Source organism: Coprococcus sp. AF51-11b1, from assembly GCF_027682785.1.
In the GTDB taxonomy this organism is placed as follows: Bacteria; Bacillota; Clostridia; order Lachnospirales; family Lachnospiraceae; genus Allocoprococcus; species Allocoprococcus comes.
The window spans coordinates 85,471-104,188 of sequence record NZ_JAQCZB010000006.1; the positions used below are offsets into that span (position 1 = coordinate 85,471).

An 18,718-nucleotide genomic window follows, 5' to 3' on the forward strand; every position below is an offset into this window, starting at 1 on the left:
ATTTATGTTTTTATGCATACTAACCGGGCATCTGAAAATAGTGTGCGAGACTAAATTCCACATGCCTTATGTGCAAGACTAAATTCTGGTGCAGTGAAATCTGCCTGTGCTTTACTATTTTATTTTATAAGTTTTGGACTAAGCATAACATCATCAGGTGCGATTGCCTTTAATCCTAATGCTTTGTGCAGTTTGTTGTCCAAGAGTAAAAGAGAGAGTTCATATGGGCTATGTCCATTAAGACTGTCTCTTTTTTCGTTGTTTATGTGATTCATCATAAGTCTGACTTTCTCGTCATTTAAATCAGCGAATGAACTTCCTTTCGGACGGATGTAGCGGATATACTCGTGGTTCTTTTCGCAGGCACCTTTTTGCCAAAAGCTGTATGGATCACAGTAAAAGACAGTCGTGCTTTTACTTCCGTCACAGAATTCCTCCATCTCTTCACGAGCTGGGAATTCTGAACCGCCATCCGTGAGGATCACCGGAAAAAGCTTTTTGAATGCATCCTGTCCTAACACTGTTTCAAGCCATACAAAGACCTCTAACACGCATTCCTGGTCTTGATATTCCAACAGGAACGTAAGCATAAGATTGCAGTTGCGGAATGTAAAGGTCAAGAGGGCGCAGCTTTCGCCTTTCATTCCTTCCACGCAGTCCATTTCCACAACATTTATATCTGGATGATCTTTCATATAATTCTGGAAATTTTCGTAGTTATGACCTTGACGATAAGAACGATCTTTTGCACTGGTCTGTGTAGGTTTCTTGCGTTTCTTATAACGTACAGAACGCCTTAAGTCACCATTGCGGACATCGAATACACAATCATTGATGTAGGAGTAAAGTGTTCTTCTGGAGCAACCCAATTCTTCTGCATGAGTAGCATAAATATGACCGATGGACTGATGCTTCTCCTTGATCAATGGAACCAATGAATCATTCATGGATTGAATGCTTTCCGGAGTCTGGTTAATGCCGACTCTGCAATCGACTAGTACGCTACGGTACTCATCATGGGCATATTTGGATGAATAAAACTTTCTGGGCATAAGACAATGGGTCTTTTTACCACAGCCATTACATACGTAGGGTGGTTTATTCAGTTTCTCACATTCAGCTGTCTCATATGCGGGACATATATCAGTGCAGCGAAAGGATGGTTTTCTGCAAAGCTTACAATGAATGCCACACATCTTATCACACAAGCATGTCACCTTACAGTTCTTACGATGAATACATGGCGGGTGAGTGTAACCTGAATCCGGACGTTCTTTTGTATGTGCGTGGAGACGTACTTCCTTTGATATGGTAGATGGATTTTTACCAATAATTCGTCCAATTTCAGTGAAGCTTTTATTCTCAGTAAGACCTTTCTCGATATCAACACGCTGTTCAAATGTTAAATGTTTCTGATTGCCTTTATTTTTCATAATTATCTCCAATCTGCACAGGCAGGCAATCAGCTGCAAGTACATTATACGGAGTAATGATTATCAAAGACAATATGGCAAATATGTGTGCAAAAGAAACTTCTACCTATATGGAATTTACTCTTGCATTTGGTCCAAAACCGGAATTTAGTTTTTCATTTAAGTTTGAAAAATAGAATAGTAGTGATAGAAAAAAGTACAAAATAAGAATCGAACATTTGTACTTTTTCTTGCCTTCATCTATATACTTTCAAAAAAATGTCTGATATAATAGGGACTGTTACAAGAACAAACAGTAAAAAAATATGACAGAACCGGAGCCTAGTATCATCAGGTATTTCTAGGTGCTGTTTTATCCGCAAAAATGAATTTTCCCACAGGGATACTACGTAATGTGACTTTTATTCGTAACGAGACCAACATGACCTTTATTCGAGACAAAAATAGGCGTTTCGTTACGAATCTGAGTACGAATTTTTGGCTGATAATGGTCATAGTAAAAGTTACAAATGGATGGATTTACCATGAATACAGAAAAAGGACATTCGCAATCCGCTGACAATAGTCAGCTACTTGCTCATAAAAGCAGCCCGCAGGGCGGACATGCTTTTAAATTAAAAGCCCCATATAAGCCAATATTTCCTTGCATTTGAAAAATATTTATAAGGAAGAAGAGTTAGATGAAAATCGAACTACCGAGTTTTTCTCGGTAGTTCAAAATGAGGGACAGCGTAACGTTAAAAGAAAAGTAAAATGTTATAATTTAGATACAATTATAGCTGTTGGATATCGAGTGAATTCTAAGAAAGCTACACGCTTTCGGCAGTGGGCTACTAAAACATTAAAAGAATATATTACAAAAGGGTTTGTATTGAATGATGATATGCTTAAAAACGGCAGACCTTTTGGAAAAGACTATTTTGATGAATTACTTGAACGCATCGCGATTGAATAGACTTGTGACAATGTTTATTGATTATGCAGAATTAATGGCTGAAGATGAGATATTAATGAGCATGCAAGACTGGGTTGATCAAACGAATCAGTTTTTATTGAATAATAGGCGAAAGGTACTGAATGGAAAAGGGAAAATTTCTCATGATGTTGCTATGCAAAAAGCTGAGAAGGAATATGAAGTATTTAGAGTTAAACAGGATAGAGAATATGTTTCTGAATTTGATCGGGAAGTAGAGAAATATCTTAAAGGAAATGATTAAGAAAGTTATTTGTAACAATTTATAAATTAGGAATATGTAGTGGGAGGAAAAATTTATGAAAATGAATTTTAAAGGATTAGTTGACTTGCACACATTACCCAAAACGACTCCGTTATTACCTTTATATGAGGCTATTATAAATTCTATACAAAGTATTGAAGATGCTCAAATATCGAATGGGAAAATAGAAATTATAGTTGAACGTGATAAACAAATGAATTTATTTAATCAGTGGGAAACGGATATAGAAAATATTATTATTGTTGACAATGGGATAGGCTTCGATGATGAAAATTATAATTCTTTTGATACTTATGCTAGTGAATATAAGATTCAAAAGGGTTGTAAAGGTGTTGGGAGAATGTTGTGGTTAAAAGCGTTTTGCAGTGTCAGTATAGAAAGTATATTTGTCGAAGAGGATAAGAAAAAATGCAGAACGTTTTTATTTGATGCAAATCATGCAGTTCATGATATGAAGGTTAAGGAATTAAGTTCGGATGTTTTACAAACTACTAAAGTACGATTAAATGGGTTAAGAGAACAATACAAAGGGAATTGTCCAAAAAAATTAGATACTATAGCGAAAAATATATTAAATCATTGTTTTACATATTATGTATTGGGAAAAGCGCCTAAAATAATAGTACGTGATGAACGAGATATAATAGATATTGATGAATTATATAAAGAAAATATTGGAGATAATATAAAAATTGATGATATAGATATCAAAGGAACTACTTTTAAAATAATACATTCTAAGAATTATATGAATTCTAAAGATAATCATACAATGAACTTTTGTGCCAATCATTGGGTTGTACAACCTATCTCTTTGACAAAAATAATGGGGAATATCAGTGTAAAATTGAAAGATGAAAAGGGGGAATTTATATATAATGGATATATAATGTCCGAGCTGTTAGATAAACATGTAAATAGAGAACGTACAAAAATCGAACTTCCTGAACAGCCTAACTTAGTGGAAAATATTGGTATACATGATATTACAGAAAGTGTAGAAAAGGTTATTTTAGACTATTTAAAGAAAGATATAGAAGATAGTAATAAAAAGAAAAAAGAAATGATTCAAGCATATGTTTTCGGTAGAAATCCCAAATATAGAATGCTGTTGAAGAATAAACCGGAAATATTTAATGAAATACCTTGGGTAATAGATGAAGAAAAATTAGAAATGGAATTGTTTAAACAAGAACAAAAATTTAAACTGGAATTGAAGCGAGAAGGGAAAGAACTAGAGCAAGAATTAAAGAATGGAATTGTAGATTATGAAAGTTATTTAGAAAAACGTAATAATTATGCAGAAAAAATGTCTGACATTGGGAAGAGTAATTTGGCAGAATATGTAATGCATAGAAAAACGATTTTAGATATTCTTGCGCAGAATATAAGATATAAAGATCAAGAACAACAAAAATATGCGTATGAAAAAAATATTCACCAACTTATTTTTCCAATGACAAAAACTTCAGATGATATAGATTATTTGCAACATAATTTGTGGATAATAGATGAAAAATTGGCATATCATCATTACCTTGCATCTGATATGAAAATAAAAAAGATGGAAGAAGTTGAAAATAATAGTGGAAAAGAGCCAGATTTAATAATTTTTGATTCGCCGTTTGCATTTACTGACGAAGAGGAGCAACCATATAGAAATATAACGATAATTGAGTTTAAACGACCGGGCAGAGAACACTATAATGATGCTGAAAATCCAATTAGGCAAATTAAAGAATATATGGATGATATAGTAGAGGGAAAAGTGAAGACGAAAGATGGTGAATTTCTGAATGGAACAGAAAATATTCGATTTTTTTGTTATATTATATGTGATGTAGATTTAAGTATAAAGAAGCTGGCTAAACTAGAGGACTTGAAAGTAACTCCAGATAATATGGGTTTTTATAAGTATATTGATTCTTATAAAGCGTATTTAGAAATTATTCCCTATAATAAATTGATACAAGATTCGAAAAAAAGAAATAGAATATTATTTGATAAACTTTTTAACCAAAGTTAGTAATTATGTAAATTTAGGAAGATTATTCAGGAGAAATCATATGGATCATTTTGAATTAGTATCAGAATATAAACCAACAGGAGACCAGCCACAGGCAATCAAAGAACTAGTCGAAGGTTTTAAAGAAGGCAATCAGTGTCAGACATTGCTTGGCGTCACCGGATCTGGTAAGACATTTACCATGGCGAATGTCATCCAACAATTGAATAAACCAACGCTGATTATAGCACACAATAAGACACTGGCTGCGCAGCTTTATGGGGAATTTAAAGAGTTCTTTCCAAATAACGCAGTAGAATATTTTGTCTCCTAGTAGACGGAGGTCGAAAAACAGGTGGTATTTTGTGGTATGTGGGTGGTTGAACATCCAAATGTTGTGGAAGTGGTAGTGGTGAGAGTATAGGTGAAAAGCGGGTGGATGAAGAGGTTTTGTGACTTTTCATTGCCTCTTTTTTGATTATAGAATTTGAAAAAATTAGTGTATGAGGGGTGAAGAGTTGGTATAATGATGCAAGACAGTTAAAACAAAACGTGGAGAGTATACACATAAGAACTTACAGTGTTTTATGGGATATGGTTTGGTAAATGCAGTAGAATATTGTTTATAAAGTATCAATACAATCCGAGTCTTGCTTATATAGTAAAATTTATGAAAGATAAGGAATTTAGACAAAAGTGAATGAAATATATATGATAGGATGGGGGTTGATGGATATTGCCTCCATATTGGTTATTGTTTGGTTTATAGGTTTAACTTATTATAAAAGATATAAAGATACTGGGTATTTATATGTAAAAACTCAACTGGAATTAATTTCAGCTTATTGTATAAGTTTGGTGGTAAATTTATATGCTTATTATTGGGCTGAAGAGAGATTTAATATAGATGAGAAATATACAAAAGGGATAATACTTACATTTGTGTTTGTGGTTGCTGGATATATAGGTAAAGTGATTTATAAAATGGTATTTTATAATCGGGAGAAAATATATACACCTACAAAAGAAGAATATTTATTTATAACGGAAACAGCATTTCTTGTTGTAACGATAAAAATGGTTTCAGAAGGGGTTATTGGATGTGCAATTCCGATTGCCATTTTATTAGGAAGAATGATGTGGATAGATACTGAATCACTGAAAGAAATTTTAAGCTCTATAAAGGTAAGCCATTATAGAATAATAGAATCTTCGATACTATTAATAGTTGGAGTAATATATATTTCATGTGTTATGAGTATATTTCATCCGATAAGAGCCATTCAAATTGTAATGGCTTTACTATATGGGATAATTATTTTTGGACCGTTAGAAAAAATAAGAAAATGTTTAAAGGAGCATTCAAATGGAAAAAATTATTAAATGGATACAAGAGCATAAAAAAATAACAACTTTTCTTATTGGAATGTGTATTTTGGCACCAATATTGGTAATACATTTCTTGTTTAAAATTCACTCAAACTGTTACTGGATTGAAGCAGAATGGGAAGCTGGAGATGTTTTGGGATATTTTGGAGATGTTCTTTCATTTGCAGGAACTGTTGTTTTAGGGTATATTGCTATAGCGCAAACAGAAAAAGCAAATCAAATGAATAAAGAACTTCTTGAAATAGAAAAAAATAGAATTAAGCCTTGTGTTGACATTACTTCAACAGAGCTTAGTAATATTTATTTTGGAGAATCAATGAGAAAAAAATTACAAGAAGTATATGCGAAGAACAATCCGATGTTAGAACTAATATTTACTAAAAAACCTAGAACGGGAACAACTACTAAAATATTGTTATTACAGGTACCAATATATAATTCAGGAAAGAGTGATATAAGTAGACTTTTTGTGAAAAAAGTGAATAATTCGTATTTGGCAGTATCAGATCCTAATAATACAGGAAATGAAATTATTCCAATGTTATTAGACAAAATTAGTTTAAAAGCAGGTGAAAAAACGGATTTGTATATTTGTTATGAGTTTGAAATTTCGAAGATAGGAGAGCTAGATCAAGAATGGTATTATAAAAATGCGGAATCGGTACAGCCTCATTTAGAAATGCAATTAGTATTAGAAACTGTAGGTGGTAAAAGATATGTTGAAGATATATGTTGCGAATCTAGTTGGAATAGTAATATGGAAAATACTAAAGAAAAAATGACAAGATTAATAGGTTCTACAATAATAAATGTAAAAGAAACCTATGATTAGATAAATACATAGCCGATTGGTTCAATATGAGTCAGTCGGCTTTATTCATGCCCATTTTTATACATAGCCAGTCTCGTAAAAGGGATTGGCTATTAAATTTTTCGAGGAAGGAGGAAACCATATGACCAAGTGTAAAGTAATCGCCCTTGCAAATCAGAAGGGAGGAACAGCCAAGACCACAACGACATTAAATCTGGGAATTGGTCTTGCACATCAGGGGCGAAAAGTATTATTGGTTGATGCTGATCCACAGGGAGACTTAACAACCGCATTAGGGTGGACTGATGCAGATAATCTTCCGATTACATTGGATACGCAAATGAAGAAAATATTACAAGACGAACCGTTTGTGTATAATGAAGGTATTTTACACCATGAAGAAGGAGTAGACATTATTCCGACCAACATTGAGTTATCGGGTATGGAAATCTCACTGGTAAATGCCATGAGCAGAGAACAGACTTTAAAGCTGTATCTGGCAGATTTGAAAAAGGATTATGATTATATCCTGATTGATTGTATGCCTAGTTTGGGAATGTTGACCATCAATGCATTAGCTGCCGCAGATAGTGTAATTGTTCCGGTGCAGGCTCATTATCTTCCATTAAAGGGCATGACACAGTTAATGAAAACAATCGGTAAGGTACAAAGACAGCTAAATCCTAATCTGAAGATTGATGGAGTATTGCTGACACTTGCGGATATGAGAACAAAACTTGCAAGGACAACAGAGGATAGCCTTCGAGAAAATTACGGGAAACATATTCGAATTTTTAAAACGGTTATTCCAGTGGCTATCACAGCGGCAGAAAGCAGTGCAGCAGGACAGAGCATTTATGAGTATGACAAGAATGGAACTGTTGCAAAGGCGTATGCAGAATTTACGAGGGAGGTGATTCAATGTGGCGAAAAGCAGAGAAATAAACATGAATCTTCCTTCAGTAGATGACCTTTTTACGACGCAGGAAGAAAGAGACCAGAAGAATCAGGAATATGTAAAAGATATTTCTATTTATGAAATTACAGATTTCCCGAATCATCCGTTTAAGGTAAAAATGGATGATAAGATGTTGGAAACTATCGAAAGCGTGCGTGACCATGGCGTATTAGTCCCAGCACTTGTCAGGGAGAAGCCAACAGGTGGATATGAAATGATTTCTGGACACCGCAGAAAAATGGCAAGTGAATTGGCAGGAAAAGAGACAATGCCATGTATTGTAAGAAATCTTAGCGATGACCAAGCAGTCATTGTCATGGTTGACAGCAATCTTCAGCGAGAAGAAATCTTACCATCCGAAAAGGCATTTGCATATAAGATGAAACTAGAGGCTATGAAGAGACAAGCTGGACGTCCAAGAAAAAATTCTGTGCCAGTGGCACAGGAATTTCGTGGAAAGACTTCAAGAGAAATATTAGGTGAACAAGTTGGAGAAAGTCAAGACCAAATCCGCCGATATATCCGCCTTACAGAACTTATCCCGGAAATCCTAGAAATGGTCGATGACAAAAAGATTTCTATGCGTCCGGCGGTGGAGCTGTCTTATTTGCCGAAAGTGGAACAGGAGATATTGTACGACATCATGGAGTCGGAGGCTTGTACCCCAAGTCATGCACAGGCAATTAAAATTCGCAAATTTTCAGCAGAGGGCAGGTTGAATGAAGATGTTTTGCTGTCGATTATGTCAGAAGAGAAGCCAAATCAGGTAGAGCAGTGGAAAATCCCGAAGAACCGATTGAAAAAATACTTTCCATCGGGAACTACACAGCAGAAAATGGAAGAAACCATTATCAAAGCACTGGAATTATACCGGAAACGGGAAAAAAGCAGGGAACGATAGGCATTTTGACACCAAGGGAGAAGTCTATCTGTTGGCGGTCAATGAGAAATCAGCCTTTTTCTGTTTTCCCCTCCCCACACCCTACCCCTTTGGTTTACCAGCAGATTACCAGCCGAAAAGACAATAAGGAGCCGGGAACATCTTTTATTTCGGCAGGTCAGAGATTCCCACACCCTGCATGACAGCAGGGAGCAAACCGCATAAAACAACAGCAGACGTTCCAGACGGACGTCTTTTTTTGATTGAAAAGAAAGGAATTGTAGAAAATGAAGAATATATGGAAACGAGTGTGTACAGGGATTCTTGCCCTGACCACGATTTTAACTGCATTACCGATCACATCGGTTCAGGCAGCGGAAACACAGTATTGGACGGAATCCTCAGAGAGAGTCGGATATATTGAACATGTGATGAATGATGGAACCATTCATTCTACATTCAATGAAGGTCACATGCGAGTAGAGGGCGAAACCGCCTATTGTGTAGATATTAACACCGGATTCAAAAATGGGTATAAAACTAGACACAATGCAAGTGCTAGCATGAGTGCTGCACAGATCGAAGATGTGGCATTGTCACTGGAGTATGTAAAGCAGTATAGAGGCAGTCATAGTAACCTGAATGCAAATCAGGGATATCTGCTGGAACAGTGTGTAGTATGGCAGAGACTCAGTGAACAGTTGGGCTGGAAGTGCGATAATGTCAGAGCTGCATATTCTGAGATTTCACAGGATATTCAGAATGAAGTGTATGCAGGAGCGAGAGCATTTGTACAGGCAAACAAAGGTCGCTATAAATGTAGCGGATATATCTATACTGGTGAAGGACAGGATCTTGGACAGTTTTGGGCAGAACTGAATGTCGGAAATGCGAAGGTAAAAAAGACAACTGCAAATGAGATTGTCACAAATGGAAATGCGATGTATTCCATTGTTGGAGCAACCTTTGGCATATTTTTAGACCAGAATTGTAGTAATCAGATTGGAACACTTACAACAAATGAAAATGGCGATACGAATGAAGTTGAAGTGACTGCAGGGACTGTTTATATCAAAGAGCTTTCTGCACCGAAAGGATATAAGCTGGATACGACAGTACGCAGTCTGAAAGTTGAAGCCGGAAAGACAGCCGTATTAAATGTTTCCGATGTTCCGAAAGTAACAGAGACATTGGTAGATCTGTTCAAGATTGATATGGAGACAGGAAAAGCAACTGCACAGGGAAATGCAGCACTGTCAGGAGCAGAGTTTATCTGGCATTATTATGACGGATTTTATACAAAAGATAACTTACCAGAGAAAGCAACACGTACCTGGGTTACAAAAACGGTGGCAGAAAAGAGCAGTGACGGAAGTATTCATTATGTGACAAAACTGTCAGATGCTTACAAAGTATCGGGAGATGCATTTTACATTCAGAATGAAAAAAGCGTATTACCACTTGGAACACTGACTGTTGAGGAGACAAAAGCACCAGACGGATATTTACTGGACGGAGCTTATATGCAGGCAGGAGACAGTACAGAACAGATAAAAGGAATGTATCTGACACAGATCACAGAGGACGGAGAACTTGCAGTTCTTTCCGGAAGCAACCAGTATTCCGTATCTGACCAGGTAATCCGAGGTGGTGTGAAGATTCAGAAACGTGATTTAGAGACAAAAGATACCAAAGCACAGGGAAGTGCCACATTAAAAGATACTGCATTTGCAATTATTTCTTTGAACGAAAATTCGGTTCTGGTAGAAGGAAAGCTATACAAAAAGAACGAGACAGTTAAGACGATTCAGACAGGGATTGACGGAATTGCAACAACGACGGCAGATTTACTTCCGTATGGTAAATACAAACTGGAAGAAACCAAAGCACCGGAAGGTTATCTGACTGACGGGGCAAAAGCGATTGAATTTTCGATTACGGAAAATGGAAAAATCGTAGATTTAACAGACGAAAGCCATTCCATTTACAACCAGATTAAACGTGGAGATTTAGAAGGAGTAAAGATTGGAGCAGGTACACATAAGAGGCTTGCAAATGTTTCTTTTAAGATTACAAGTAAAACAACCGGAGAGAGCCATATCGTAGTGACAGATAAGAACGGTCAGTTTTCAACTGCTTCCAATTGGGCATCTCATAAGAGAAATACAAATGCCGGGAAATCCAGTGAGGACGGAATCTGGTTCGGAACTTCTGAGCCGGATGACAGTAAAGGTGCATTACTTTATGACACTTATGAGATTGAGGAGTTAGCTTGTGAATCCAACAAAGGTATGAAATTGATTCCAGCATTTGAAGTTGTTGTCAGCAGAAATAAAGTAACAATCGACCTTGGAACACTGACTGATGAGTATGAAAAAGAGATTACCATTCATACAACTGCAACAGACAAGAAAACAGGCGAAAAAGTAATTGTTGCAGGAAAGAAAGTAACGATTGTGGATACAGTTACTCTGAACGGTCTGGAAGAAGGCAGAAAGTACCAGTTAAAAGGCTGGCAGATGCTGAAAGAGGAAAATGCAGAACTGCTCATTGATGGAAAGCGTGTAGAGAGTGATTACACTTTTGTTGCTGACAGCGAGAAAATGAAAGTAGAGATTTCTTATACGTTTGATGCATCAGAACTTGGCGGACAGAATCTGGTTACATTTGAAGAATTATATGATCTGAAGAATCCGGAAGAACCTGTAAAAGTTGCAGAGCATAAGGACATTGACGATGAAGGTCAGACCGTCCTGATTACGGAGCGAAAGATTTCGATTCATACCACAGCAACGGATAAGAACAGTAAGAAAGAGGTGGAAGCCGGAAAAGATCTGACGATTGTGGATACGGTTACTTTAGAGGGATTGGAAATTGGTACAAACTATAAGTTGTCCGGTTGGCAGATGGTTAAGGCAGAAAATGCCAAGTTGCTCATTGATGGCAAAGAGGTTACCAATGATTATGAATTTACAGCGGACAAGGAAAACATGGAAGTGCAGATTGAGTTTACTTTCAACGGTGGCACGCTTGGAGGAAAGCAGCTTGTAACCTTTGAAGAACTGTATGATATAACAAATCCGGAAGAACCGAAAAAGGTAACAGAGCATAAGGAAATCAACGATGAAGGTCAGACTGTAACCATCAAAGAAGTACCGGAAACACCAACCCCAGAGACACCGGGTACTACTACAAAAACCAGTAACCCTCCGAAAACAGGAGACACTGAAAATGCAATTTTATGGATAGCCATTCTGGTATTATCAGCAGCCGGGATCACAGGAGTTCGTATCTGGAATAAAAAGAAACAGGTTAAGAGATTAGAAATTGAAGAAAAGAAAGAAGAGGAGGAGTAAAACAGAGAGCGGCGATAAGCTGCCCTTTGATGATGAAATGGGAAAAAATCAGAAAGCAATAAAAGTATTACAGCGTTTATTTGATGCCGGATACGGAACGGAAAAAGAGATTGTCAATATGGCGATGGATGAAATGCTTGCTTTGCCGGGAGTGAATGTAGCAGATCTGTGCATTATCAGTGAGCTGCAGAAAAGCATTAAGGCAAACAAAGTGATAAGCTATTTGTCAGGGAAAACAGAAGTAAAGGAAGAAACGAAAGGAGTAGATTATGGTGGAACAACCTAAATATTTGGAAATGACATTATCACAATTGAAATCATATGTGGAATCTTCAGATAGTAATGTCCTTCTGGTTGTAGAATTTCCAAAAGGAGATCAGAACAATGGAGAATGAATTGGAAGTTGTGAATATCCGTCTGGTAAGAGAACCATCTCTTTATAGTGAGCAGATATTGGATAGTCCACAGGCTGTTGTAGAATTGATGGCGAAGGAGTTATCCCAATATGACAGAGAAGTATTTTGTATCCTGAATATGAAAAATAATGGACAGGTAATCAATATGAATCTGGTCAGTGTTGGAACAATCAATGCATCTTTGGTAATTCCCAGAGAAGTTTTTAAGAGCAGTATTCTGGCAAATGCTTCTGCAATCATTGGACTTCATAATCATCCCAGTGGTAATGTGAACCCATCAAAAGAGGATATGTTAGTAACCAAAAAGTTGCAGCGATGCGGACAGTTATTGGGGATAGAGTTATTGGATCATATCATTGTCGGTGGAACAAATGAAAAGATGTTTAGTTTCAGAGAGAAAAAGATGTTGAATCTAGCGGAAAAGATGGATTGGGAGAGGTAAAATAAACACAGTAAGGTCAGAAAATCTTTGTGATGATAAGGATTTCCTGATCTTACTATAATAAATGCGATTTTGAAGAAAAATTGCAAAATAAGAATAATAAATTGACTCTATCATACAATAAGATTATAATAAAAATAAGATTTTGTAAAAAATAAGCAGAATGGAGGTAATAAAATGCTTCTGGAATTTAAAACAAAAAATTATAAATCTTTTGTAGAAGAGGCAAGTTTTTCAATGGTGGCTGCTCCGAAGCAAAAAGGATTAGATTATAGTCTTATGAAGACAAAAATAAAAGGAAAAGAAATAAAAGGATTGAGTTCTTCCGTTATTTATGGACCAAATGCAGCAGGTAAAACGAATATTATTGGGGCAATGGATGTATTAAGGTCGATTGTTTTGAGAGGAAATATTAGAAATTCCGAAGAAAAGTCTTCTCCAAATCCGGCTGCATCTGCATTGGAACTAATTCCGAATAATAATGAATCGGAGGCTAAGCCGGTATGCTTTGAAATAGAATTTTATGAGGAAGATGGAGAAGAGCATAAATTTAAAATACACTATGAATTGCAGATTGATCTTGGAACTTTTCTTGAAGAGGAATACCAAAGAAAAATTCTTGCAGAAGTGTTGGAAGTCAATGGAGAAAGAGTATTTGAACGTAGGGAAGGCCTGAAAGTAGAAAACTTAAAGGTAATCAAAGATTATTTATCTGATATAACAGAACAGAATGCAGAAAGCATAAATGAAATCGCGAAAAACAGTTTGAATCAGGAAGAATTGTTTTTGACAAATGGGTTTAAATTAATTTTTTCACCAAAATTTACAAAGCTGATTGTTGATTGGTTTGCAAATAAATTCATGGTAATTTATCGTGCGGATTCGATGCAGTTGATTAAAAGATTTGCAGATCCGAAGAAAAAAGCAGTCTATGTTGAAAAAACAACCGATGAAGCAGCAAAATTATTCGGAATCAATTCGAATGCAGTTGGGTATGTAGTGAGCGATGATGAGCCGGATGCAAAATTATATTCTGTATTTAAAAACATGAAAGATCAGAAAACCACGGCGGTTGCAGCAGATATTTTCGAATCTTATGGAACCATTCGTTTTATCAATATGTTTCCTCTTGTGATTAAAGCAATGCAGACTGGAGGAACATTGGTAGTAGATGAATTTGATGCATCGATTCATCCGATGGCATTGATGAGTATTATCAATGTTTTTCACAATGATGATGTAAATATTCATCATGCGCAGCTCGTATTTAATACACATAATCCGATTTTCTTGAATTCAAACTTATTCCGGAGAGATGAAATTAAGTTTGTTGAGAGAGACGATGATACACATGACAGTGTCTTATACGCATTATCTGATTTTGGAACAACGGGTGATAAGGGTGTCCGTAAGCATGAAGATTATATGAGCAAATATTTTATCAGCCAGTATGGAGCAATAAAAGATATTGATTTTACACCGATTTTTGAAGAGATTTTATGTGATGAAAAAGAGGAGTAAGCATGGCAAAGAGAAAACCAACTAATAAATATTATTTCAGCGTTGAGGGAGAAACAGAGCAGTGGTATCTAAAATGGTTGCAAGATGCGATAAATAATACAGAAGAAGCGTCTTGTAAGGTGTCCATTGATTGTCCGGTGAGGAAGAATCCATTAAAGCATGCGAAATCTCTTACAGTTACCAGAAAGATAGAAATTTATCACTTTTTTGATTATGAGAGTGATGAACCAATTCATGTCAAAGGGTTTCAAGAAGCATTAGACAATATGAAGAAAGCGGAAAAAATAGGAAAGCAGATTAAATATAAATCCGGGTACAGTAATTTCACTTTCGACTTGTGGATTATTCTTCATATGACAAATTGCAATGCTTCATTCTCTCACAGAAAACAGTACGTTACACCGATTAATCGTGCATTTGGAGAAAAGTTTCAAAATATGGATGAATTCAAGGAAGAGAATAATTTTAAGAGATGCCTTAATAAAATGGATTTGTCCAATGTAATTGCAGCTATTGATAGGGCGAAGAAGATTATGCAGAGAAATCAGGAAAATGGATATACTTTGCATCAATATAAAGGATATCAGTATTATAAGGAGAATCCTTCGTTGGCAGCGTGGGAGGCGATAGAGAAGGTACTGAAGGATTGTGAATTGATAGGGTAGATATATTTTTCGTTTGGAAATATATGGAGGAAGATGTTTATGGATTACATAAGAGAAATAGCGGAAGCGATGTCAGCAAATCATGCAGCTGTGATGATTGGAGCCGGATTTTCAAAAAATGCAGATAAACTTTCATCAACGGACAAATGGTTTAAAAACTGGAATGAATTATCTGATATGTTTTATGAAACGGTATATGGAAATGATGGACCTGGTAAAGAATACAACAGTTCTCTTAGATTAGCGCAAGAGGTTGAAATTACAGTAGGACGACCTAAATTGGAAAATATTTTAAAAGAGGCAATTCCAGATGAAGATTATGGTCCATCAGAAGTGTATACCAAATTAATGGAATTACCGTGGAGAGATGTGTTTACAACAAATTATGATACTCTTTTAGAGCGTGCTGCAGATAAGGTTTCTAAGAGAAGATATAATGTAGTAGTGAATCAAGAGGATTTAGTAAATAGTAATGATGCACCTAGGATTTTAAAACTTCATGGATCGTTTCCATCACAACGTCCATTTATTATTACAGAAGAAGATTATAGAACATATCCTGTAAGATTTGCAGCGATGGTAAATACTGTTCAGCAAGCTCTATTGGAAAATGTATTTTGTATGATAGGATTTTCCTGCGAAGATCCTAATTTCCTTAGTTGGATTGGTTGGATTCATGATAATTTGGGAAAAAGTAGTTCTCAAAAAATATATATGATTTCGGTTGAACATATTTCTGATGCAAAACAAAAATTGTTATTTGATAAGAATATTATTGTGGTGGATTTGCAAGAAGCATATCCGGAAAAAGAAATTCCAGAAAGACTTATGAGTTTTTTCGAATATTTAAGAGGATTGATTGATGAGAAGGAAAAAAGAGATAACTGGTTTGATTTCAGTGAAATATCGTTATCAGCAGAAAATAGTTTTGAAGAAAAAACAAAAAAATTAAAAATTCTAAATGAATCTTATCCAGGATGGATATTTTTACCATGGAAAATGAAATATAAGGTAAATCTAATCTTGGAAGAATTGGATGAGAAAATGAGTTTTTTTCGAGGAAAAGAAAAGTTTGTGGACATATCATTTGATATTCAGTTGGAATATATGTATGAGTATGTGAAGTTTTTGAATATTGTTGGTCGTCCAATTATAGTACAAACGGCAGAAGAATTTTGGAACATATTGGAGCAGCATGAAGAAAAAAAAGACTATAAAATACAATATATTTATCTACAACTGCTGAGAGCATTTCGAGAATTGGCTGATTGGAAAAAATATGATTTATGCAGAGCGAAGATTCTAGAATCCACGTTGAAATATGAAGAAAAACAATTTTTATATGCAAATAATTGGTGGATGAAAATGTACCGTTTTGATGATGCAAATCTGATAGAATTGTTAAACAAATGGGATTTGACACAAGGAGATTGGTATTGGTTAATGATAAAAAGTTGTATGTACGCAATGGCTGGTGAAAACGTTAAAGGTGAACAGATTCTTAGAGAAATTCTCCCTAAAATTCGTCAACAACTAGTGAAAAATAACAAAGATGAATATTTATGTTCAATGGAAGAATGTATTGTTTCATTGTTAAACTTTATTCGTCAGGGTAACTGGCGAGCAAATTTGGATGCAGAATCGGAAAATTGTATTCAAACTGAGGATGTAAGATGGTGGGAAGAAAATGAAAAGTATTGTGCTTATTTAAATGAAAAGGATGATACAAAACCAGAGACGGCGTTACAGACGAATTATGATTTAAGTGTTACTTATACATCTCATATGGGCAGAGCCAATACAAAAATTTATTATGCATTAGACTATTTAAGATTCCTTGAGCAGACAGGACATCCATTTAGAATACAAATGGTAACGAATACAAAAGGTTTTCAAAGAGTGATAGAAACATTATATTTATATTATCCGCATTGGTGTTTAATACAGATGCTGGTTGCACAGAATGATAAGGAATTAGATGTTTTGTTTGGAAGAAATAAACTTTCGGAAATGACGCAAGGAGAAGTTGATGAGTGTATACAAGAATATTTAAAAGCACTTGAATTAGTGAGCAAAAATGTAAAGCCTGAAAATGCTAATTGGTCTACGTCAGTTTATGACAATGCAGCAAAGATTCTTCCACAAATTATTTCAAGATTGTGTTACAAATGTTCACTTGGAGTATTGGATCAAATTTTAGATTATATGTTGATTCTTTGCAGTAGTAATGTGCGTGATAATTTTAAAGGAATTAATAAAATACTGGAAGGTGTATGCAATGCATATACAGAAAAAGAACAGGGTGAACGCATCGAAAAAATTTTGAAATTCCCTATGAAAACTAATGAAAGACGAACATATTACGATCCAGTAAATTACTTAAAACGACCAAAAGAAAAATACAAAATTAATGATGATTTGTATAACACTCTTATAATTCAAATACGATAATTGATGGAGAATGGACAAGAACAAGAAAAAGCAGATGCATTACAACGGTTGATTATTTTAGCGCAATTAATTTGTTTAAAGCAGAATGATGAAGAATATTTATATCGACAATTAGAGAAAAAACAGACTTGTGAACATCAATATATTTTGTACCATATAAATAAGGAACGTTACAAATTAAATGATGATGTTATTTTGAAAGGAACATTACAATTAATTGAGCAAGACAGTAATAAACAGTGTTTTTCGGGACATACAGGATCATATAGAGAACTAATTGATATACTTCCAGATTTTCAATTAGATGCCATAGATTATAAAAGATTTTTTTCGGCAATGACCAAATTGATTAGAACCAATATATATTGGAAGGAGAATCAACATACTGCATATCAAATCAAAGAGCGGAATAAGCAAAGTTATAGAATTGCAATAGGATTATTGCTTTTAAAAATAAAACAAAAAGAATCAATTTCGATGGAAGAAAAAAATGTAATAGAAGAATATTTTAAAGCATTACAAGAATATTATCTTTCGTCAAATGTTTTAGCAGTTATAGAGAAAGTATTGCTTGAAAATTTGGAGCAGAAGCATGAAAAATCAAATCAGGAAAAAGATATATATGCAAGTATGGAAGAAAAAATATGGCTATATTCGGAAGAGGATATAATGTTATTGCAAATTTTCTATTTAGAAATTAGCAGAATGAAGTTTGCCATAGAGAAAACAGAAAAATTTAAAGTTTTTTCGAAGAGTGTATACAAGATGGTTGTGTATAGAGTAATTAATATTGAAATTAGTAACATAATGCCAATTCTACGACTCTTATATGCTCTTGTTGTGAATAACATTAGTACAGAATATGAAAAAAATGTGTTATTTATAAATCTGCCTAGATTAATGGAGAAAACTGCAATTAGAGTAGAAGATTTTGAAAAAGAAGCTCGTAATAAAATAAACTGTAGAGTGGAAATTTGCGTAATTGCCAGAGAATATTATAAGAGCGGAGAAAGAAATAATAATTTACTTGAATGGAGGAAACTCACAGAAAATATGGATGAATTTGTTGAAATTCGTAATATTGAGTTTGAATAAATATTAATAATACCGTAATGCTACATAGCCAGATGGTTCCACCCAAAGGAATCACCTG

Annotated in this window: 15 protein-coding genes and 1 pseudogene; 15 read left to right on the forward strand and 1 reads right to left on the reverse strand. The window is 34.9% G+C overall.

Annotated features, from left to right (window positions below; all coding sequences use genetic code 11):
- Positions 1 to 119 precede the first annotated feature (119 nt).
- On the reverse strand, positions 120 to 1,433 hold the full coding sequence (locus PGY05_RS07500; protein ID WP_442872496.1) for an IS30 family transposase: 1,314 nt from the start codon (positions 1,431 to 1,433) through the stop codon (positions 120 to 122).
- Between the two features lie 649 nt (positions 1,434 to 2,082).
- Here PGY05_RS07500 and rhuM (PGY05_RS07505) point away from each other — a divergent pair.
- The 15 genes and pseudogenes from rhuM (PGY05_RS07505) to PGY05_RS07575 all read left to right on the forward strand — a co-directional run bounded on the left by rhuM (PGY05_RS07505) (position 2,083) and on the right by PGY05_RS07575 (position 18,660).
- Complete coding sequence (gene rhuM, locus PGY05_RS07505; RefSeq protein WP_270475615.1) at positions 2,083 to 2,388, forward strand: RhuM family protein; 306 nt, start codon at positions 2,083 to 2,085, stop codon at positions 2,386 to 2,388.
- Between the two features lie 10 nt (positions 2,389 to 2,398).
- A complete protein-coding gene (gene rhuM, locus PGY05_RS07510) occupies positions 2,399 to 2,650 on the forward strand; it encodes a RhuM family protein (RefSeq protein ID WP_243006461.1) in 252 nt (83 codons plus the stop codon).
- Positions 2,651 to 2,705: 55 nt separating this feature from the next.
- Positions 2,706 to 4,697 (forward strand): hypothetical protein, encoded by a 1,992-nt coding sequence (locus PGY05_RS07515; protein WP_270475616.1) that lies wholly within the window; start codon positions 2,706 to 2,708, stop codon positions 4,695 to 4,697.
- A gap of 40 nt (positions 4,698 to 4,737) precedes the next feature.
- Positions 4,738 to 5,007, forward strand: a pseudogene (locus tag PGY05_RS07520) (DEAD/DEAH box helicase family protein); the annotation flags it as partial.
- Between the two features lie 365 nt (positions 5,008 to 5,372).
- Positions 5,373 to 6,059: a hypothetical protein gene (locus PGY05_RS07525; protein ID WP_195548491.1), complete on the forward strand. Its 687-nt coding sequence runs from the start codon at positions 5,373 to 5,375 to the stop codon at positions 6,057 to 6,059.
- Entirely contained in the window at positions 6,043 to 6,897 is an 855-nt protein-coding gene (locus PGY05_RS07530) for a hypothetical protein (protein WP_195548492.1), read from the forward strand. The genes PGY05_RS07525 and PGY05_RS07530 overlap by 17 nt, the downstream gene beginning before the upstream one ends.
- 121 nt (positions 6,898 to 7,018) lie before the next feature.
- On the forward strand, positions 7,019 to 7,846 hold the full coding sequence (locus tag PGY05_RS07535; protein WP_195602171.1) for a ParA family protein: 828 nt from the start codon (positions 7,019 to 7,021) through the stop codon (positions 7,844 to 7,846).
- Entirely contained in the window at positions 7,824 to 8,735 is a 912-nt protein-coding gene (locus tag PGY05_RS07540) for a ParB/RepB/Spo0J family partition protein (RefSeq protein WP_207741634.1), read from the forward strand. Before PGY05_RS07535 ends, PGY05_RS07540 begins: the two co-directional genes overlap by 23 nt.
- Before the next feature lie 266 nt (positions 8,736 to 9,001).
- Positions 9,002 to 12,070 (forward strand): VaFE repeat-containing surface-anchored protein, encoded by a 3,069-nt coding sequence (locus PGY05_RS07545; protein WP_270475617.1) that lies wholly within the window; start codon positions 9,002 to 9,004, stop codon positions 12,068 to 12,070.
- 37 nt (positions 12,071 to 12,107) lie between these two features.
- Positions 12,108 to 12,356, forward strand: coding sequence for a hypothetical protein (locus tag PGY05_RS07550; protein WP_270475618.1), 249 nt, complete (start codon positions 12,108 to 12,110; stop codon positions 12,354 to 12,356).
- A gap of 98 nt (positions 12,357 to 12,454) precedes the next feature.
- Positions 12,455 to 12,928, forward strand: a complete 474-nt coding sequence (locus PGY05_RS07555; protein WP_270475619.1) for a JAB domain-containing protein — start codon at positions 12,455 to 12,457, stop codon at positions 12,926 to 12,928.
- A gap of 177 nt (positions 12,929 to 13,105) precedes the next feature.
- Complete coding sequence (locus tag PGY05_RS07560; protein WP_270475620.1) at positions 13,106 to 14,449, forward strand: AAA family ATPase; 1,344 nt, start codon at positions 13,106 to 13,108, stop codon at positions 14,447 to 14,449.
- A 2-nt stretch (positions 14,450 to 14,451) separates the two neighbouring features.
- Positions 14,452 to 15,114 (forward strand): RloB family protein, encoded by a 663-nt coding sequence (locus tag PGY05_RS07565; RefSeq protein WP_118198588.1) that lies wholly within the window; start codon positions 14,452 to 14,454, stop codon positions 15,112 to 15,114.
- A gap of 39 nt (positions 15,115 to 15,153) precedes the next feature.
- Entirely contained in the window at positions 15,154 to 17,565 is a 2,412-nt protein-coding gene (locus PGY05_RS07570) for an SIR2 family NAD-dependent protein deacylase (RefSeq protein WP_270475621.1), read from the forward strand.
- A 3-nt stretch (positions 17,566 to 17,568) separates the two neighbouring features.
- Positions 17,569 to 18,660: a hypothetical protein gene (locus tag PGY05_RS07575; RefSeq protein ID WP_270475622.1), complete on the forward strand. Its 1,092-nt coding sequence runs from the start codon at positions 17,569 to 17,571 to the stop codon at positions 18,658 to 18,660.
- Positions 18,661 to 18,718: the final 58 nt, after the last annotated feature.